At 72.2% G+C, this 20,214-nt stretch carries 13 protein-coding genes and 1 tRNA gene; 10 read left to right on the top strand and 4 right to left on the bottom strand.

The window, feature by feature from the left end; all coding sequences use genetic code 11:
* Positions 1–35: 35 nt before the first annotated feature.
* The 3 genes from SFY69_07625 to SFY69_07615 all read right to left on the bottom strand — a co-directional run bounded on the left by SFY69_07625 (position 36) and on the right by SFY69_07615 (position 2,286).
* Positions 36–110, bottom strand: a tRNA-Ala gene (locus SFY69_07625).
* 84 nt (positions 111–194) lie between these two features.
* Positions 195–1,379, bottom strand: a complete 1,185-nt coding sequence (locus SFY69_07620; GenBank protein MDX2131903.1) for a glycosyltransferase family 9 protein — start codon at positions 1,377–1,379, stop codon at positions 195–197.
* Positions 1,372–2,286: an HAD-IIIA family hydrolase gene (locus SFY69_07615; protein MDX2131902.1), complete on the bottom strand. Its 915-nt coding sequence runs from the start codon at positions 2,284–2,286 to the stop codon at positions 1,372–1,374. The genes SFY69_07620 and SFY69_07615 overlap by 8 nt, the downstream gene beginning before the upstream one ends.
* A 173-nt stretch (positions 2,287–2,459) precedes the next feature.
* Here SFY69_07615 and SFY69_07610 point away from each other — a divergent pair, with 173 nt between their 5' ends.
* From SFY69_07610 to SFY69_07575, 8 genes are all read left to right on the top strand, one after another.
* Complete coding sequence (locus SFY69_07610; GenBank protein ID MDX2131901.1) at positions 2,460–3,239, top strand: DUF4230 domain-containing protein; 780 nt, start codon at positions 2,460–2,462, stop codon at positions 3,237–3,239.
* Positions 3,236–4,435: a hypothetical protein gene (locus tag SFY69_07605; protein ID MDX2131900.1), complete on the top strand. Its 1,200-nt coding sequence runs from the start codon at positions 3,236–3,238 to the stop codon at positions 4,433–4,435. The genes SFY69_07610 and SFY69_07605 overlap by 4 nt, the downstream gene beginning before the upstream one ends.
* Positions 4,436–4,803: 368 nt before the next feature.
* On the top strand, positions 4,804–5,607 hold the full coding sequence (locus SFY69_07600) for a 2-C-methyl-D-erythritol 4-phosphate cytidylyltransferase (GenBank protein ID MDX2131899.1): 804 nt from the start codon (positions 4,804–4,806) through the stop codon (positions 5,605–5,607).
* A 96-nt stretch (positions 5,608–5,703) separates the two neighbouring features.
* Complete coding sequence (locus SFY69_07595) at positions 5,704–9,483, top strand: amidohydrolase family protein (GenBank protein MDX2131898.1); 3,780 nt, start codon at positions 5,704–5,706, stop codon at positions 9,481–9,483.
* Between the two features lie 109 nt (positions 9,484–9,592).
* Positions 9,593–10,999: an amidohydrolase family protein gene (locus SFY69_07590; GenBank protein ID MDX2131897.1), complete on the top strand. Its 1,407-nt coding sequence runs from the start codon at positions 9,593–9,595 to the stop codon at positions 10,997–10,999.
* A gap of 51 nt (positions 11,000–11,050) precedes the next feature.
* On the top strand, positions 11,051–13,195 hold the full coding sequence (locus tag SFY69_07585; protein MDX2131896.1) for a hypothetical protein: 2,145 nt from the start codon (positions 11,051–11,053) through the stop codon (positions 13,193–13,195).
* Between the two features lie 22 nt (positions 13,196–13,217).
* Positions 13,218–14,351, top strand: coding sequence for a class I fructose-bisphosphate aldolase (locus SFY69_07580; GenBank protein MDX2131895.1), 1,134 nt, complete (start codon positions 13,218–13,220; stop codon positions 14,349–14,351).
* A gap of 272 nt (positions 14,352–14,623) precedes the next feature.
* Positions 14,624–15,295, top strand: coding sequence for a helix-turn-helix transcriptional regulator (locus SFY69_07575; GenBank protein ID MDX2131894.1), 672 nt, complete (start codon positions 14,624–14,626; stop codon positions 15,293–15,295).
* Positions 15,296–15,404: 109 nt separating this feature from the next.
* Here the strand turns inward: SFY69_07575 and SFY69_07570 are convergent, their stop codons facing one another.
* Positions 15,405–16,865, bottom strand: coding sequence for a hypothetical protein (locus tag SFY69_07570; protein MDX2131893.1), 1,461 nt, complete (start codon positions 16,863–16,865; stop codon positions 15,405–15,407).
* A gap of 481 nt (positions 16,866–17,346) precedes the next feature.
* On the opposite strand from SFY69_07570, the gene SFY69_07565 reads away from it, so the two are divergent.
* Positions 17,347–18,999 (top strand): hypothetical protein, encoded by a 1,653-nt coding sequence (locus SFY69_07565; protein MDX2131892.1) that lies wholly within the window; start codon positions 17,347–17,349, stop codon positions 18,997–18,999.
* A gap of 143 nt (positions 19,000–19,142) precedes the next feature.
* Positions 19,143–20,153, top strand: a complete 1,011-nt coding sequence (locus SFY69_07560; protein MDX2131891.1) for a GDP-mannose 4,6-dehydratase — start codon at positions 19,143–19,145, stop codon at positions 20,151–20,153.
* Positions 20,154–20,214 lie beyond the last annotated feature (61 nt).

The raw sequence follows: 20,214 nt of genomic DNA, 5'->3' as shown, positions 1-20,214 counted from the left end.
CGGGACCGTTGCCGGTCCCGTGCGCTTCGCCGAAGTGGAGGCAAGGGGACTCGAACCCCTGACCTCATCCATGCCATGGATGCGCTCTACCAAAACTGAGCTATGCCCCCGGCTGTCTGGCCTCGGACCATCGACCGGGCCGATGGTCCGCTGAAATGTCTTCGCCCGGGCGGTCGCCCAAGGCGAGGGCAAGTCTAGGGAGCGGGTCGGGCGGCGTCCAAGGGCGTCCGCGAGGCGGCCCTCCCGCTTGCCCCCAGCACCCGCGACACCGATTCCCGGACCCGGGGCTCGTGGATGCGGTCGATGGCGCAGCGTTCGGGGTGGTCGTTGGCGAGTTGGTCGTCGGGCAGGGTGGGGTCGGCCAGAACGATCGCTTCCGGCGCGTCGGGGCGCGTGGGGATGGTGGTCCAGCGGTGGTCGGTGGGGCCGAAGAGCGTGACGACGGGCACGCCGAACGCCGCGGCGATGTGGCGCGGGCCGGTGTCGTTGGTCACCATGAGCCCGGCCCGCGCGACGATGGCCTTGAGGCTCGACAGCGTGACGCCCGACGCCGCGAGATCGCCGACACCCGCGCCGGGCGCGAGGCGGCGGACGTCGGACGCGATCGCGCCGGTGAGATCGCGCTCGCCGGGCGAGCCGTTGACGAGGATGTCCATCGCGTGGGCGTCGGCCAGCCAGGCCCCGAGGCGCGCGAAGCGGTCGGCCGGCCAGCGCTTGGCCGGGTTGTTGCCCCCGGGATTCAGGATCGCCAACGAGCGGGCCGCGTTGCGCCCGGCCAGGGCCCGCTCCAGCAGCGCGTTTCCCGCGTCCCGCTCGGCGTCGGTCAGCCCGAGTTGCAGCGGGCCCATCGCCGCCCCGCCCACGCGCGAGAGCGGCAGGAGGAACCGCTCGGCGAGCGTCCAGTAGTAGTCGACGGCGGGCACGGGAGACCACGAGCCGTCGGGTCGCGTGGGGGCCTTGAGCTTGTCGGTCAGCAGGATGCCCCGCGCGTCGCGGTCGTAGCCGATGCGGCGGGGGATGCCCGCCATGCGGACGGCGAGGGCGGTGCTGAACGAGTTGGTGAGCAGCAGGGCGGTGTCGTAGCGCGCGTGGCGCACCCGGGCCGCCGCGTGCTTGGGGCCCATGACGCCCGACGCCCGCTGCACGTGCAGGTCGTCGAAGAACCCGCAGCCCGCGAGCAGGTCGTCGATGCCCGGGCGGCACAGGCCCCCGATCAGGATTCCCGGGAACGCCTGGCGGATCGCGCGGAGCGTGGGCGTCGCCATGCAGACGTCGCCCACCCAGCTCGGCAGCACGACGAGCAGGCGGCCCGGGGCGGACGCGCCTCGCGTGCCCGGCGGCGGCGGCGTGGGGGGGGTGGGGGGGGTGGCGTCAGTCATGCGCACCTCTCCACAGCGGGCCCTCGCCGCGCGAGGCGCGCCAGCGGTCGGTGATCGTGCGGACCTCGCCCAGCAGCCCGAGCCCCGCGAGGCGCCCGGCCGCGAGCGTAACGATGAGCGCGCCGCCCTCGATCTCGGCGTGCAGCACGCGCACGCCCGCGCGGTCGGCCACGCTGCGGGCGCTGGCGAGCACCGTGCCCCGCACGCGTTCGTCGGCGAGCGCGGCCGCGTCGAGCGCGTGCATCAGCACCGTGCAGACCTCGCCCCCCGAGGCGATGACCTCGCCGATGTCGTGCGCACCGAGGACGATGTCGGCGGCCCCGGCCAGGTCCGGGGCGTCGGCGCCCTCGCCGATCCGCAGGCAGCGGTGGGGGGCCAGCCCCGCGCGACGCCCGGACTCGACGTCGCGGGGGGCGTCGCCGATGAGCCACGACCCGCCGAGGTCGAGTCCGAGTTCGCGGGCCGCCGCCAGGATCATGCCGGGCGCGGGCTTGCGCCAGTCGTGCTCGGCGTGGAAGCGTGCGACGGGCGCGGGCGCGTTCGTGCCGGCCTCCCCGGGGCCCGGGGCGTTCTTCGCGGAGCCGAACGGGTCGGGGTGGAAGGGGCAGACGTAGACGGCGTCGAGTTCGACGCCCGCGTCGGCCCGCACCAGGTCGCGGAGGCGGTCGTTGACGCGTTCAACGTCGGCGAGCGTGGCCCCGCCGCGGGCGACGCTGCCCTGGTTGGAGATCACGACCAACGCGAATCCGCCCGCCGCGAGGCGCGAGAGGCCCTCGCCCACGCCCGGGAGCAGGCGAACGCGTGCGGGGTCGACGAGGTCGCCGGGGCGCGCGGGCGGGGGCGGCGGCGGCAAGGCCGTGCACTCGACGAGCGTGTCGTCGCGATCGAGGAAGACGCACGGGCGCATTCCCAATGGTACGAAGAAGAGCACAGGGCCACAGGGCCGAAGCGCCGGAGGACCACAGCGCCACAGTGCCACAGGGCCGAAGCGCCGCTGCGCCAAAGCGCCACAGGGCCGGAGGGCCGGACGGCACAGGAGACTTGCGGGGCGTTGGCCCTCGGCCTGTCGATAATCACCCGATGCGCTCCCGCGCTCCTGCCTCCATCTCGACCACCGCTCCCGCGGCAGCCCCCACCTCCGCGCCGTCGCGCCCGGGTTCGCGTGTGGGCGGGCAAGCGGGCGCCCGCGCGGGCGGCGTGCTTGCGTTGGGGTGCCTCGCGCTGGCGTGCGTGCTGGTGCCCCTGTGGGGAAGCGTCGAGCGTGCGCGGGTGAGCGAGGCGGTCGCGCAGGCGCCCGTCGCGCCGCCGTCGCCCGCGCCGGCGGATGTCGCGCGCGCCATGCGGGCGATGAAGCTCGTCACGGTGGAGATTGACACGACGGTCTCGGTGCGCCGGGGCGATACGTCGTGGCGGGGTGACGTGGCGGCGAGCGTCGAGGTGCCGGTGCGTCTCGCGTACGGCACGGACTTGTCGGGGCTCGCGGGCGACGCGGTGGGCGTGTCGGTCTTCGACGGGCTGGTGGTGCGGATCCCACCGCCGCAACGCGTCGCGACGGAGGTCTTTCCCGAGCGCGAGCGCACCGAGGTGGAGACGGGCTGGCTGCGGATGCGATCGCGCGCGGGGGAGTATTACCTGGGGCTGGCGCGGCGCGACGCGGCCCAGGCCGCCCGCGAGATGACGCTGCGCCCGGAGGACCAGGCGCGGGTGGAGCGTGTCACCGTCGAGCAGGTGACGGCGCTGGTGAAGTCGATCGTGGGCGGCGCGGTGCCGGTGAAGGTGGTCGTTGACCGCGGCGGCACACTCGCAGCTGGCGAGGGCAACGCGCGCGGCACAGCCGCACCCGCGACGGAGGACCGATGACCATCGCACCTCCACGCCGCGTTGCGCAGGGGTTGTCGTTCGCGCGATCGCTGGGCGTGCTGCTGTGGCGGTCGCGCTGGGGGTTCGTGCGCCTCGGGCTGGCGGGGTTCGTGCTGTGGGTGGTGGCGGCGGACCTGTCGGCGCGGGTGGCGCGCCGGGCGCTGGCGGAACTGCCGGATTTCGACTACGCGGCCGAGGTACGGGCGCTTCGACTGGAAGGACGCTACGGCGAGGCGGTGTCGATCGCCGACGCCGGGCTCCGCCGCGTCGAGGGCGAGGAGCGCGACGCCCTGCTGGCCGAGAAGCAGGCGACGCTCGACGAGCAGTCGAGCTGGCTCCGACGCGCGAAGGACGTGGGCTGGGGCGCGCTCAGCGGCGAGGGCGAGACGCTCGAATCGCTCGTGGGCGCGGTGGCGGCGGATTTCTTCGTCGTCGGCGATGTGCGCGACATCGTCATCCAGGGCGGGCGGTACGTCGTCGAGGGCGAGACCGACGAGGTGATCCTCGCGCTGAGCGTCGTGGGCGTCGCGACGACGCTGGCGCCGCAGGTCGACTGGGCGCCGTCGATCCTGAAGGCCGCCCGCAGGATCGGCGCGCTGGGCGACGAACTGGGCGGGTTCATCGTGCGGGGTGTGCGCCGGGGCGAGATGTCGTCGCTGCGCCCGCTGCTCGAAGATTCGGCGACGATCGCGCGCCGGGCCTCGCCGGGCGGGGCGGCGCGGCTCATGCGACACGCCGATTCGCCAGAAGACGTCGCGCGACTGGCGCGGTTCATCGATTCCGCGGACGACGCGCACGCGGCCTTGCACATCGGGGGCAAGGCGGGCGCCGACCTGCTGAGGCAAGGCGCGAACGCCGGCCCGCAAGGCGAGGCGCTGGCGCGCCGGGCGCTGCTGCGGGCGGCGCCGAAAGGCCGGCGGGGCGTGGAGTTCGTCACGCACGGCGCGGGGCGGGCGCTCTTGAAGCCCCACCCGCTCGTGGGGCTCGCCAAGGCGCTCTACAAGGGCAACGCCGAGGACCTGATCACCCGCACCATGGACGCGCTTGATCGGCACGCGTGGTGGATGCTGCCCGCGGCGGCGTCGTGGGTGTTGTTCGAGTGCGGGCTCATCGCGCTGCGCTGGCGAGCGATCCGTCGCCGCGCCCTGGCGGCGTGTGCCGTCGCAGACGCCGACCCGGCCCGGGCCGCGGCGTGAGCGCGGGGAAGTGGCGGGTGCCTGCACCGCGTCGCGGTGCGCGGGGGGAGTGGGGCGCGGACGTCCGGGGGTGCCGCTACGCGGCGACCCCCGGCTATTGACCGTCGCCGCGTTGCGGCGTGGAAACGTCGAGTGCTGCGGTGGGGATGGGAAGCGGTGAGGGGGTGCGAGGGCGAGCGGGTGAGGGGGTGAGGACGTGAGGGGGTGAGGAGGTGAGGAGGTGAGGAGGTGAGGAGGTGAGGAGGTGGTGAACCGACGCGCTTTGGGCTGACGCCCCGCGCGTCCCGCCTGTTCAGCGCGTCCGGCCTCATCAGCGTCCGGCCCGTTCCGCGGTGTGCCCACGCCCGAGACCTGCAGTACCCTCCGCCATGCGCATCGGTGTCATCATTCCCGCGGCCGGGTCCTCGGCACGCTACGCCGCCGCCGGCGGGCTGCGGTCCAAGCTCGACGAAGACCTGGGCGGCAAGCCCGTGCTGCAGCGCACGGTCGAGCTGTTCACGAAGTTCGAGCCCCGCGAGGGCACGATCGGCGCGATCATCGTCGCTGGCCCGGGCAACCCCGACGACTTCGCCGAGTTCCGGGCTCGCCACGGCGACCGCCTGGGGTTCCTGGGCGCGACGCTCGTGCCGGGCGGGATCACGCACCGCTGGGAGACCGTGCGGGCGGCGCTCGGCGCGGTGCCCGACGACTGCACGCACGTGTGCGTGCACGACGCGGCCCGGCCTTGCGCGTCGCCCGAGCTCATCGACCGCGTGCTGCGCGCCGGGGCGATGTACCCGGGCGTGATCCCGGCCGTCGGCATCACCGACACCGTGAAGCGCGTGCGCGACACGGGCGAAGCGATGGGCGAGGACGACCCGACCGCCGCGATCCTCGGGGCGGCTCCCTCGCGCCCGCTGCGCGTGGTCGAGCAGACCGTCGATCGCGCGGGGCTCGGCTTGGTGCAGACGCCCCAGTTCTTCCGGGCCGACCTGCTGCGACGCGCGTACGCCCAGGCCGACCTCTCGAGCACCGATGACGCCGGGCTGGTTGAACGCCTGGGCGAGCGGGTCGTCGTGGTGGAGGGCGAGGCGCGGAACATCAAGGTGACGGTGCCCGACGATCTCGCGCTGGCGCGGCTCATCCTGGGGGTGCGGCCTCCCGAGGGCCGCCCCGTGCACAAGCGGTTCTGACGGGCGACGGCGCACCCGCGGGCGCGCGCGGCATTCGACTCGCCGAGGCCCCCCGGCGGGGTTCTGCGGCGTTGGCGGATCGTGTACATTGGGCGCATGCTCAAGCTGCTCCTCGCCGTCGTATCGGGTGTCTGCGGGCTCGTGTTTGCGCAGGGCCCGGGCCCGCTCCAGCCGCCCGCGAACGGCCCGCGACGCGCCGACCCCGCGTGGACGGCGCTCGCCAACTGCACGCTGCACCCGGCCCCGGGGCAGACGGTTCCCAACGCGACGGTCGTGTTCCGCGACGGCGTGGTCGTCGCGATCCTGCCCGGGGCTGACGGGCAGCCCGCGCGCGTGCCGCTGGGCCCGCGCGTGATCGATTCCACCGACCTGCACGTGTACGCGGCGTTCATCGACCCGTATGTCGAGGTCGACGCCCCGGCGCCGGCCCCGGGCTCGCCGGGCGTGCACTGGAACGCGGGCGTCACGCCGCAGCGGCGCGCGCTCGACGGCGCGGGCGCCGACGCCGCCACGGCCGAGGCGCTGCGCAAGCTGGGGTTCGGTGCGGCGGGGATCGCGCCGCGCGGCGGGACGTTCCGGGGCACGGGCGCGCTCGTGAGCCTGGCCAAGGCGCCCGACGACCCGAGCGTCGCGCGTCCGCCGGTGTACCGGGCCGACATCTACCAGGGCGTGTCGTTCGAGACCGCGCGCGGGGGCTACCCCAACAGCCTGATGGGCGCGATCGCGCTGGTGCGTCAGACCCTGGCCGACGCCGCGTGGCTCGACGCCCTGCCCGAGGGCGCGGCCCGCGCCGCGGCCCTCGAGAACGAGGCGTGCCTGGCGTTCCTGAGCCGCTCGTACGACGGCGTCACCCCGCTGCTCATGGATACCGCCGACGAGCTCGACGCGCTGCGAGCGGCGGGCGTCGCGAAGGAGTTTGACCGGCGCGCGATCCTGCTGGGCAGCGGGACCGAGTTCCGCCGGTTGGAGGCGATCGCGGCGGAGAAGGTGCCCCTGTTCCTGCCGCTGAACTTCCCGCGCACGCCCGATGTCGGCTCGCTGGCGAAGATCGACTCGACCGAGCTGCGCGACCTCATGACGTGGGAGCAGGCCCCGACGAACCCGCGTCGCCTGGCGAAGGCCGGCGTGCAGTTCGCGCTCACGACGGCGCGCCTGCGCGACCGCGCCCAGTTCACGGAGAACCTGCGCAAGGCGATCGGCGCGGGGCTCTCGCCCGATCAGGCGCTCGCGGCGCTGACGACCACGCCCGCGGCGATGCTGCTCGCCGATGGGCAGCTCGGCACGGTGGAGCCGGGGAAGCGTGCGAACCTGATCGTGGCCGACGGGCCGCTGTTCGAGAAGAAGACCCGCCTGCGTGCCGTGTGGATCGACGGGCGCCCGCACGAGCTCTACACGCCCGGCGACGACCTGTCGGGCGAATGGACTCTGGATGTTCCCGGTGCGCCCGAGGGCAAGCGAAAGCTCGTCATCGAGGGCACGTCGATCACGCTGCACCGCGACGACGCGAGCGTGAAGGCGTCGCGCGTGAGCATCGAGGGCGGGCGTGTGAACTTCACGTTCGACCACGCCCCGCTGGGCGGGCGCGAGGGCGTTTCCGCCGGCTCGGGCGTGATCGAGCGCGACGCCGCCCGGCGCCCGGTGCGGCTTGTTGGCCAGGGATTGCACGCCGACGGCACGTCGTTCGTCTGGAGCGCGGCGCGTCAGCCCCGCTCGCTCGCCGGGCTCTGGCCCCTCGTGTTCGAACGTGCCGACGCGGCCCGCCCGGCGCCGATGCTCGTCTTCGACGACGCCGGCGCGCTCACCATCGTCGGCGCCGACGGCTCCGAGACGCCCGCGCCCTGCCAGTGGGACGGCGCCACGCTGCGGTACGACGTGCCCGGGGTCGCGGGCACGCGCGTCGAGGCGACGCCGGACTTCACCGACACGCCCCCGACCATCGCCGGCGCGGTGGTGACGCCGAACGCCCGCTACCCCTTCACGGGCACGCGGGCCGGGGTGCAGGGGACGTGGCGCGTCACCAAGGCCGACGCCGAGATCCGCAACCCCGACGCCGAGGACGCGCTCTCGATCGAGATCGGCAAGGACAGCGTCACGCTCACGTTCACCAAGCCCAAGGGCGAGAACGCCCAGCGCCCCAAGCCCACGGTAATCAAGGGCGAGGACGTCAAGGTGGAGGGCCGCACCGTCCGGTTCACGCACGACCTCGCGCCCCTGGGCGGCGCGGGCAAGAGCACCGACGTGATGCGGATCTTCGGCGACACGCTGGCGGGCGAATCAACCCTGCCCGACGGCGCGACGCACACCTACGAGGCGGCCCGGCGAAAGAAGGACGACGCCGACGACGAAGACCCGATGCTCAAGGACATCCCCGAATCGCTGCCCACGCCCTTCGGGCCCTACGGCTCCACGCAGCGCCCGGCGCAGGGCACGTTCGTCCTGCGGAACGGCACGGTCTGGACCAACACCGACCGGGGCATCCTGAAAAACGCGACCGTGGTCGTGGCGGCGGGGAAGGTCGTGGGGATCGTCGAGGCCGGGGCGCCTCTCCCCGCCGTCCCCGCCGACGCCGTGCTTATCGACTGCGCGGGCAAGCACGTCACCGCCGGCATCATCGATGCGCACAGCCACACGGGCATCTCGCGCGGCGTGAACGAGAGCGGGCAGGCGATCACCGCCGAGGTCCGCATCCAGGACGTCACGAACCCGGACACGACGAACTGGTACTGGCAGCTCGCGGGCGGCGTGACGACCGTGCTGAACCTGCACGGGTCGGCCAACGCCATCGGCGGGCAGTCGCAGGTGAACAAGGTGCGCTGGGGCGCGGCTCGCCCGAACGACATGCACTTCGAGGGCGCGGTCGCCGGGATCAAGTTCGCGCTCGGCGAGAACCCGCGCGGCGCGAACAGCTCGTCGCCGCGCGAGGCCGGCGCCGGGGGCGGGGGCGCCCGCTACCCGCAGACGCGCATGGGCGTGGAGATGCTCATCCGCGACCGATTCACCGCCGCACGCGAGTACGCCGCCCTGCGCAAGAGCGCCCGCCCGCCGCGGCGCGACCTGGAGCTGGACGCCCTGGCGGAGATCCTGGAGGGCACGCGCCTGGTGCACTGCCACTCGTACCGCCAGGACGAGATCGTGATGCTGTGCCACGTCGCGAAGGAGTTCGGGTTCAAGATCGGCACGTTCCAGCACATCCTCGAGGGGTACAAGGTCGCGGACTACGTGCGCGACCACTCCGGGGGCGGGTCGGGGTTCGCCGACTGGTGGGCGTACAAGGTCGAAGTGCAGGACGCGATCCCGCAGGGCCTGCCGCTCATGCAGCTCGTGGGCGCCACGACGAGCTTCAATAGCGACAGCGACGAGCTGGCGCGCCGGCTGAACGTCGAGGCGGCCAAGGCCGTCAAGTACGTCGGGCTTCCAGAGGAAGAGGCCTGGAAGTTCGTGACGCTGCACCCGGCGCAGCAGTTGAAGATCGACTCGCGCGTGGGCGCGATCCGCCCGGGCATGGACGCGGACCTCGCCGTGTGGTCGGGCCCGCCGATGAGCACCCTCTCGCGCTGCGAGACGACGTTCGTCGATGGTCGACGCCTGTTCTCGCTCGAGAGCGACGCGGCCCACCGCGAGGTCATCCGCGCGGAGCGCTCGCGTCTCGTGCAGAAGATCCTGGCCGAGCGCAAGAAGGCCGGAGCCGACGACGCGCCCGCCGCCGGCGCGGGCGAGGGGCCGCGCCGACGCCAGCGCCCCGGCGGCCCGCCGACGGACGCGCTCTCCGACGAGGAGGCCGCCGCCATCCGCGAGTTCTACCTCGACCTCGAGATGCGCGGGAAGACGCCCAACCAGCCGGGGCTGTGCGGCTGCGGCTTCGACCACTGGGAATAGCCGCCCGGCAGTGTTCGACCACGAGACCAGACCGGCACGAGACCTGAACCCCACGAGTCACACGTACACGCGTTCGCATCGCGACACGCGCGTCGCCTCGGAGACAACCGTGAAGACCCACGCCCCTCTCGCCCGCCTCGCCCGACTGACGCCGCTCGCCGCGACCGTGCTGGCCGCGCTGCCGGCGTTCGCGCAGGACCTCACCGTCAAGGCCCCGCCCCAGACGCGTCCCATCGCGATCGTCAACGCCACGATCCACCCGGTGTCGGGCGAGCCCGTCGCCGACGGCGCGATTCTCTTCGCCGAGGGCCTCATCGTGGGTGTCTACGACAGGGCCTCGTGGCCCGACGCCCTGCGCGCGGCGGGGGGCGAGCAGCGCGTCGCGCTCATCGACGCGGGCGGGCAGCACGTCTACCCGGGGCTGATCTCGCCCTACTCGCAACTGGGCCTGACGGAGATCCAGGCCGTCCGCCAGACCAACGACACCGCCGAGACCGGCGATTTTTCGCCCGAGGTCGTCGCCGTGACGGCGGTGAACCCGGACTCGACGCTGCTGCCGGTGACGCGCTCCAACGGCGTGCTGGTGGCGGGCGTGTTCCCCACCGGGGGCATCGTGCCCGGGCGCGCGAGCGTGATCCGCCTGGACGGCTGGACGACCGGCGAGATGGCCGTCGCCGCGCAGGCCGGGCTCATCGTCCGCTGGCCCTCGACGCGCACCTTCACCGCGTGGTGGATGGATCGCAGCGAGGAAGATCAGCAGCGCGACGCCCAGCGGGCGCTGACGCGCATCCGCGAGATCTTCGACGCGGCCGAGGCGTACCACGCGCAGCGCACCGCCGACCCGGGCGCCCCGATCGACCTGCGCTGGGAGGCCATGCGCGCGGTCTTCGGGACGCGCCAGTCGGCGTCGGATTCCGGCGCGCAGCCGCCCTCCATGCCCGTGTACGTCCTGGCGAACGACCTCGACCAGATCAACGGCGCGGTCACGTTCTTCGCCGAGCGGGGCCTGCGCTGCGTGATCGTCGGCGGGCGCGACGCCGACCGCTGCGCCGAACTGCTGACCAAGCACGGCGTGCCGGTGATTCTGTCGTCGGGCACGTTCGTCATGCCCCGGCGCGCCGACAGCCCGTACGACGACGCGTTCTCGCTGCCCGCGCGCCTGCACGGCGCGGGCATCACGTTCGCCATCGCCGTGGGCGACGACACCGCGCACGAGCGCAACCTGCCGTACGCCGCCGCCATGGCCGCGGCGCACGGCCTGCCCGCCGACGCCGCTCTGCGCGCCATCACGCTCGACGCCGCCCGCGTGCTGGGCGTCGCCGACCGCTACGGCTCGCTGGACGCGGGCAAGTCGGCGACGCTCATCCTGACGACGGGCACGCCCCTGGAAGTGACGACGCAGGTCCGCCGCGCGTTCATCGACGGGCGCGAGATCGACCTCTCGAACAAGCAGACCAAGCTGTACGAGAAGTACCGCGAGCGCTACCGCCAGACGGGCGATCTGAAGGAGCCCTAATCCGCTGGTGTCGCACGCCGCGATCGTCACGCACCGGTACACTCCGCCCGCGTGACAGCAACCCGCGCAGGGCGAGTCTGGTGGAAGCTCGGCGCGCTGCTCGCCTGGGTGCTGCTGTCATTGATGTCGGGGGCGCTCGTCGCCCGCCTCTTCGTGGCGCGCGAAGTCGCGATCGATCTGTCGCTGCGCGACGCGGGCGCACGCTGGGAGATCGGCTGGACGCCCGTCGACGGGCTGCCGCCGAACGGGCACTGGATCGACCTCGCCGAGCGCCTCGGCCCGAACCAGCCCGGGCCGCCGTTCGACACGCGCACGCCTCTCGATCTGCGCTACCGCGTCTCCAACCAGGCGCTGTCCGAGGTGTTCCTCGCGTGGCACGATTCGCCCGGTGTTGAGATTTCGCTGGAGCGCGCGCAGGTGTCGCAGCACCTGCTGGGCGTGCACCTGGGCACGAGCGGCCTGCGCGTCCGCACGCTTGAGCACGTGGGCGAACGCCCGGGCGAAGCGGGGTCAGGAGGCGCGTATCGAGCGACGGCCCCCGCCGGGCGGCTGGTCTTCGAGCCGCCCCGCGTCCCGGCGTGGGCGTGGCTGCTCCCCGCGCCGGTGTGCGCCGCGGCGCTCGCGCTCGCGTTCCTGGTCGTCCGGTGGCTGGTCCGCGAGTTCCTGCGTCGTCCGGACGGGCATTCGGACGGGCCCGCCCCGCACCCCGCGCCCGCCCGTCGCACGAGCCTCGCGCTCCGCCTGCTCACGCTCGGCGTTGTCGTCGGCGTGCCCGTCTGGATGCACGCGTGGGCGCCGATGATCCACTCCGGCGACGGCACCGCCTACGTCCTGTTCGTCCGGTGGCTCCTCGAGACCGGCACGTTCGATCACTACGACGGCTGGCGCCTCCCCGGCTACGCCATCCTCATCCTGCCGTTCGTCGCGTGGAGCAACGACTTCTCCATCGGGCTGGGCTTCGCGCAGACCGGGATCGCCATCACGTCCAGCCTGCTCGCTTGGGGCATCGCGCGGCGCCGTCTGTCTCCGGCCCTGTCATCCCTCGCCGCGATCCTCGTCGCCTGCGACCCCGCGCTCATCGTGTGGCAGCGCAGCCTCCTCACCGAGCAGCTCACGATCTTCTGGATCATGCTCGGGGGCTTCCTGTTCGTGCACACCGCCGATCGCGTGGCGCGACGCGCCCCGCTGGCGCGGACCATCGCCCTCGCCGCGCTGCTCGGGCTCGCGCTCGCCGGGGGCTGCCTCACGCGGCCCAACCTGCAGGTCTTCGCGGCCATCGCGCCGCTGTGCCTGGGCCTGCTCGCCCTGCGCGCCCGCTCGCCCCGGATGCTCCTTGGCGCGGTGTCCTGCGCGGCGGCGATGCTCGTGGCGCTCGCGCCGATGCTCTCGCTCACGCACCGGCTCTACGGGCGATGGTCGCTGACCATCGGCAGCGACTGGAACCGCGCGATCTGGACGTGGGAGAACACCCTCTTCGACTGGAACCAGTCGGGCACGCTCTCGTTCGAGCAGTTCGACGATGTCCGCGCCCGATGCCGCGGCACCACCTTCGCCTCGTGGGATTTCCTCGACCTCTGCCACGCGTGGGGTGTCCCGGAAGTACCGACCCACGGGCACCCCCTCATCGTGCGCGACGCGCGGTGCCGTCTGCTCTGGCAGGAGACGTTCGTCCGTCGGGCGGACCGCATGGGCACGGTGACGGCCAAGGCCGTGCTGTCGCAACTGGGGGTGCGGTTCCGCCATCCGCCCTACTTCGCGGGCGATCCCGGCTTCTTGAGCGACGCGTTCATCGGTCGAACGCCCCACGTGATCGGCGGCACAAACTGGAAGGACCACATCGTTCGCTTCAGCCCGCCCGAGCAGGCCATCTTCAACCCCACCGTCCGCCCGCTGAACGACCTGCACCGCTCGCCCCACGCACGCGCGCTCGGGGCCGTGTACGACGCGGCCGAAGCGGGACGCCCCGTCGTCACCATCCTGCTCTTCGTCGGCCTCCTGCGCCTCGTGCGCCGCGCTGATTGGACGTTCGTCTTCCTGGGCGGGGTCTTTCTCGCCCACGCCCTGGCCGTCCCGCTCATGGTGTTCACCGGCAACCTGCGGTACACGATGCCCTGGTACGGGCTGGTGACGGTCGTGGCGCTGGTCGGCGTGTTCGGGAGGCCCCCGAAGCATGCGGCCCCGGCGCCCGACGTATAGTCGTCTTTCGGGGAATCACGCCATGTCTACCGCAACGAACGTCCGAGCCGTCCTGGGCGCGCAGGCCGACGCGCTGCTGAACTACGAGTCCAAGACCGTCCGGCGCGGGCAGTTGCACCTGCCCGGGCCCGACTTCGTCGACCGCGTCCTTGCGCTCTCCGACCGCTCGCCGGTCGTGCTGCGCAACTTCCAGACCATCATGAACCACGGGCGCCTCGGCGGCACGGGGTACATCTCGATCCTCCCGGTCGACCAGGGCATCGAGCACTCCGCCGGCGCGAGCTTCGCGCCCAACCCCGAGTTCTTCGACCCGGAGAACATCGTCCGCCTGGCGATCGAGGGCGGCTGCAACGCCGTCGCCTCGACCGTCGGCGTGCTGGCGTCGGTCTCCCGCAAGTACGCCCACAAAATCCCCTTCCTCGTGAAGTTCAACCACAACGAGATGCTGACGTACCCGAACATCTACAAGCAGTCGTACTTCGGCAGCGTCCGCCAGTGCTACGAGATGGGGGCGGTGGCGGTCGGCGCGACGGTGTACTTCGGCAACGACTCCTCGCGCGACGAGATCGCGTATGTCTCCGACATGTTCGAGGAGGCGCACGCGCTGGGCATGGTCACGGTGCTCTGGTGCTACACGCGCAACGCGAAGTTCAAGACGTTCCCCGCGCACCCCGCGGGAACCCCGCAGCCCGACAAGCCCGTGGACTTCCACGCGAGCGCCGACCTCACCGGGCAGGCCAACCACCTGGGCGCGACGATCAAGGCCGACATCATCAAGCAGAAGCTGCCCGTGAACAACGGCGGGTACGCCGCGCTCAACACCGGCGGCTCGTCCTACGGCAAGTGGGACAAGCGCGTGTACACGGAGCTGTGCGGGAGCGATGAGTGGGGCAACGGCGGGCACCCCATTGACCTCTGCCGCTACCAGATCCTGAACAACTACATGGGGCGCATCCCGCTGATCAACTCGGGCGGGGAGAGCAAGGGCGCCGCCGACCTGCAGGACGCGGTGCTGACCGCCGTCATCAACAAGCGCGCGGGCGGGATGGGGCTCATCTCCGGGCGCAAGGCCTTCCAGAAGACCATGGCCGACGGCGTCGCGCTCCTGCAGGCCGTGCAGGACGTGTACCTCGATCGCAGCATCACGGTTGCCTGACATCTCCTGAACGTCGGTCGAGCGAAGTTGGGTGCTCTCACCCGCGCCTCACGCAGGAGCGCGGTGGAGTGCGCATGCATTCACGCGCGGACCAAGCGCAAGACCCAAGGAAAAGTCTCGGGATTTTTACTGGGTTTGCGAGCATTCGTCGGCTGTGGGCTTGTCGCCAAGCCGCAGAATGCAACGCTTGGTTCAGCGGGGGAACGGAGGTCCGCATGTGCGGCGAGTTGTCCCTGCCTTCTCAACCTCGAGCCACCCCACACGAAGACAGCATGCCTTCAACAGCAGCTCCTACTGGCGACGTTACCTGGGACACACTGAACGCCGACGCCGGGGCGTTCATCCTTCTCTTGGACGACGCCGCGACCATCCTGCACGCCAGCCCGAGCGCCGCGGCGCTCCTTCGCGTCGACGCGGCCACGCTCGCCGGGCGGACGCTCGCGTCCATCTTCGGGCGTGAGTTCGCGCAGGAGCGCGTCGAGCTCATCAACCGGGCGTGCAACGGCGAGAACCGCGTCCGCGTCCGGGGCATGCTCATGGGCGTCCTGTGCACCGAGTCGTACCGCGCCGCCGCTCCGCGCCGGCGCGAGGCGCTGATGGTCGCGAGGCCCTGCGGCCTGGAGGCCGACGTCCCCGAGATCGCCGCCGATCCGCCCGCGCCCCTCGCCCACTCGAACCACCTGGGCCCGCTCGCGGCGCTCACGGAGCGCGAACTCGAACTGCTCCACCACCTCGGGCACGGACGCACCAGCGACGAGATTGCCGCGATGATGCACCGAAGCACGCGCACCGTCGAGTGGCACCGCGCCAGCCTCGGGCGAAAGCTCCACTGCGACAACCGCGTGCAGCTCGCACGACACGCCACGCGGGCCGGCCTGACGGCCCTCGAACTCTCGCTCATCCGCGCCCTGCACCGCTCCAACGCCCAGCCCGTGGCGAGCTGAACGTCCTGCGCCGCGTGACCTCCCCCGGACGGTCGCGCGTGCTCCGTAGAGCGCGGCAAGCGCCACGTCGCTGCGTCCCGAACGACCGCTCGCGCCGCGCGAGACGCTGCTACTCGCCGGGCTCCGGCGGCGGCTCTGCGCCGCTCGGCGGATCGCCATCGCCCGTGCCGGAGGGCGCGCGCGGGGTGTCCGCTTCCGCGGGCTCGGTCAACGGGTCGAACCGGCGCAGCGGCTGCCCGGGCCCCCGGAGCTTCGCCAGCAGATCCTCGACCTCCGCGTGCAGGCGCGCATCGCCGACGATCACCAGGCGCATGTGAACTGGCAACCAGTGGGCGCGGTCCCCGCCGTTGTCGATCCAGTCGTTGGGGCGTACGAACGACGAAAGCGCGTACCCCAGGTCGAGCATCGGGTCGACCGACGGCGGGTCGGGGCTCATTGAGCGCGCGAGCAGGTCGGTGACGTTGTAGACCCGTACCGCATGCCGCGCCTCCGGCCCTCGCCCGGTCGCCGCCGCATCGCTGGTCGCGAGCGTGCCGTCCGCGAAGGCCGTGCGGGGCGTCTCGGGCGTGGCCTGGTTGATCGCGTCGAGCAGGCGCCGGACCTTCTCGTGCACCGGCGCCGGCGCCGAGATGGCCATTCGCCCGCCGATCACGGACAGCGCGCTGGTGTCGCCGCCGTTGTCGAACCACCCGTCGGGCTCGATGACGTATGGGACTGTGCCGGCGAGAGATGTCAGTGGGGGCGAGACTAAGTACCACGAGGCGCTGTCGGATATGAGCGGGTTAGTTTCCTCCGGCTCCGGCCACTTGTCGCGCATCGCGTCAAGCACCGAGCGCTCGTCGGCGAGCGTGTCGGGCATGTCGTACGACGCGAAGACGCGGATCGGGGGCTCGTTGGCCGGGTGGACGACGATCCATCCATCGTGCACGGTCCACCGGGCCGCGGGAAGGCCGCCGGGGTGCGTGCACAGGCGGTCGAGCAACGCCGCGGCGGTGCCGCCCTTCCAACGCGGCGCGGCCGCGGATTCTGGGAGCCCGGATGCGCGCAGCCCCGCCCAGTCGGGGTTGACGTAGTGGATCCCCGAGCCGCGGATCGCGAGCAGCGCGTCTTCGAACGTCGCGCCCGCGGGCAGTTCACCGATGATCGTCGTGTGCAGTTGTTCGAGCAGTGCGCGGTCGCGCGCGGGCACGCCCAGGCGGCCGGCGTACGAGAACGACGCGCGCGTGCGCCACAGCCACACGCGCTCCCACACGGGCCCGAGCAGGCCGAGTTCTTTGTCGTTCACACGGCGCGCGAGTTCGAGGCGCAGCGGCCTGTCTTCCAGCGGGCGCGTGACCTGATCCCACGCCGGGCTCATCGCGGGGAACATCACGACGAGCGCGGGCGTGGGCACGGCGCCGGCCCAGCCCTCGCGGATCGTTCGGGGCGTGGCGGCGGCGGCGTAGGCGAGCAGCGCGAGCGCCAGGGCGAGCCAGAGGGCCCGCCACGGACGGCGTCGACGCGTCCAGACGCGCGCACTCGCGGCCTCGAGCCCGCATTCCGGACATTTCAGCAGATCCAGCCCGACCATGGCATACGCGCAGCGCGGGCAACGCGGCGAACGGGCGCGCCGGCCCCGCAGCACCCACGCTGTGAGCGCAAGCGCTGCGAATAGAAGCACATACGACGTCCACGAAGAAACATCGTTCGCCATATCTGTTCCGGTGTGACCCCGCGATCTCATCGGGGTTCCGAAAAGCGTCGCACAAGCAACGCGCAGTTCATGCGGTGTTCATCCGCGAGCGCGAGAAGTACCCGCACGACTGGCACGCTCGCAGGATGCCGTCATGCTCGAACTCATTGACAACCCCACACATGCGACAGAGAATCCTCCGCAACCCACAGCGTGGTGTTTTGCGAAGCCTGTCCGGCTCGCAGGGGTGACCGAACGGAGGGGTAGTGATCGGGGCCCGGCTGTCGCCGGGAGCATGAGTCCCGGTTTGGCCGGGCTGCGAGGTTGCGCCCGAGTTCAACCGCCCGGGTGCAGTAGTGATGAGGAGGCAGTTGTGAACATGAAGTCCTTGATCGGTGTTGGCGTCATGGCTCTGCTGGCCGGCGTCATCGGGTGCAGCCAGCAGCGGACCGGCGATCGCGGGTATCCGTACGACGGCACCGTCCGCGGCCCCGGCGAGCCGACGCGCACGCACGCCCCGCGCGGGCCCGAGTCGACGACGGCCGCGCAGCCCGCCCGCACCACCGAGGTGGCGCGGACGACGCCGGTCGCCTCGTCCGGCTCCGGGGTGTACTACCCGTCCGGCGTGCAGAACAACGCCGCCCTGTTCCTTGATCGCTCGTACCCCAGCGAAGTCATCGCGGGCGCACCCTTCGAGTACCTCATCAAGGTGACGAACGTCTCGCCCAGCACGCTCGAGGACGTGACGGTCGTCGAGTCGATGCCCAGCGGGTTCACCGTCGCCTCGACCACGCCGCAGGGCGCGTCGGCCGACGGCGGGCGGGCGTGGGCGTTCGACCTGGGGCGCATGACCCCCGGCGAGACCAAGACCATCCGCGTGAACGGCGCGGCGGGCAACGTCGGCACCGTGCAGTCGTGCGCCACGCTCAGCTACACCATCCCCGCGTGCATGACGATCCCGGTCGTGAAGCCCTCGCTGGCGCTCACGAAGACCGTCCCGGCCGAGGTGATGATGTGCGACCCGATCCCGGTCAAGCTCGTCGTGACGAACACGGGCACGGGCGTCGCGCGCAACGTGAAGGTGACCGACCCGCTCCCGGTGGGCCTCACCACCGCCGACGGGCGCTCGAGCGTCGAGTTCGACGCGGGCACGCTGAACGCGGGCCAGTCGCGTGAGTTCACGTTCAACGCCAAGGCGACCCGCAAGGGCTCGTTCCAGAACACCGGGCGTGCCGTCGCCGAGGGCAACCTCACGGCCAACTCGAACCAGACGACGACGGTGGTGCGCCAGCCCGAGCTGGCCATCAAGGCCGAGTGCCCCGAGGCGATCCTCATCGGTCGGCAGGCGACGTTCCGGTTCACCGTCTCGAACAAGGGTGACGGCAACTGCAACGCGACGGTGGTGACCGCGCCGCTGCCGCAGGGCGCGACGTTCGTGAGCGCCGACAACGGCGGCACGCTGCAGGGCTCGAACGTCGTGTGGAACCTGGCGACCCTGAACGCCAACGCCAGCCGCACGCTCAACATGACCGTTTCGGCCGGCGGCGCGGGCACCATGACCGCCTCCGCGACCGCGACGTGCACCTGCGCGAACGCGGTCACTGATTCGTGCACCACGGGCGTCCGTGGCACGCCCGACATGGCCACCCTGCTGGACGACAGCGAGGGCGTGGTCACCGTCGGCACCAACCAGGCCTACCGCTACGAGGTCACGAACCAGGGCCAGGTCGACCTGACGAACGTGCAGGTCAGCATCGTCCTGCCCGAGGGGATGGAGTTCGTCTCCTCCACGCTCGGCCAGCCGCAGCGCGCCGGCACCAAGTTCACCTGGCGCATCGCCGACCGCATCCCCCGCGGCGAGAAGCGCGCGGGCACCATCACCGTCCGGACCACCCGCGACGGTGAGTTCCTCGTCATCTCCGAGACCACCTGCGCCGAGCTGCGCCTCCCGGTCCGCGACGACGAGATCACCGTGTTCATCCCGGCGCCCGGCCAGCCCCGCGCGCCCCAGGGCGAGAACCAGCCCCGCTGAGTTCGCGCCACTCGTCTGACCCTCGCGCGGCGGGCCCTTCCGGGGCCCGCCGCTTTGTTTTTGCCCGCCACCGCTCTCGCCCCGGACGCTCGTCCGACTCTGTCTGGCGTCGGAGGGCCGACGCCGATACGATGGTGCCCCCCATGAAGCTGCCCGCCGACAAGGTGTCCAAGCTCCGGACGTTCTACCAAGGCCGAACGGTCTGCGTGACAGGCGGCACGGGGTTCATCGGCGGGCACCTGTGCGACACGCTGCTGGCGCTGGGCGCGTCGATCCGTGTGATCGACGATCTGTCGAACTCGACGCTCGACCACCTGTCCGGGCTGATCGAACTGGAACCCGACCGGGTCCGCTTCGTGCACGCGTCGATCCTGGACGATGACTCGCTGCGCGAGGCCGTCACCGGCGCCGAGACCATTTTTCACCTCGCGGCGCTGGGCAGCGTGCCCAAGAGCATCGAGCAGCCGCAGCGCACGTGGTCGGTGAACGCGACGGGCACGCTGCGCGTGCTCGAGGCGGCCCGCGCGGTGAAGGCCCAGCGGGTTGTCTTCGCCGCGTCGTCCTCGGCGTACGGCGATCAGCCCGAACTGCCCAAGGTCGAGACGCAGCCCGCCAAGCCGCTGTCGCCCTACGCCGCCAGCAAGCTCGCGGGCGAAGAACTGCTCGCCGTGTGGTCGCACTGCTACGGGCTGTCCACGGCGTCGGTGCGGTACTTCAACATCTTCGGGCCCCGCCAGAGCGCGGACAGCGCCTACGCCGCGGTCGTGGCGGCGTTCGCCAAGTGCCTGCTCGCGGGCGAGGCGCCGACGATCTTCGGCGACGGCACCGCGACCCGCGACATGACCTACGTCTCCAACGCCGTGCTCGCCACCCTGCTGGCCGGCTCGTGCCCCAGCCGCCTGACGGGCAACGTCATCAACGTCGGCACCGCCCGGCGGGTGAGCGTGCTGGAACTCGCGCAGGTCATGGCCCGGCAGTGCGGCGTGCCGCACATCCAGCCCGTCTTCCGTCCCGAGCGCGCGGGCGACGTCAAGCACAGCCTGGCGGACATCTCGGTCGCCCGCCAACTGCTGGGCTATGAGCCCGTCACCCCGCTCGAGGAAGGGCTCGGCGAGACGATCGAGTGGTACAAGCGCGTCCTCGCGGGGGCCTGACGCGTGCGGGCGATCCTCGAAACCCTCGGCGGCTTCTACGAACTCGCCCGCCTCGCGTGCA

It is taken from the genome of Planctomycetota bacterium (genome assembly GCA_033763975.1).
In the GTDB taxonomy this organism is placed as follows: domain Bacteria; phylum Planctomycetota; class Phycisphaerae; order Phycisphaerales; family UBA1924; genus RI-211.
Note: the sequence above shows the minus strand (reverse complement) of the source record. Positions and strands in the feature narration are given on the sequence as shown.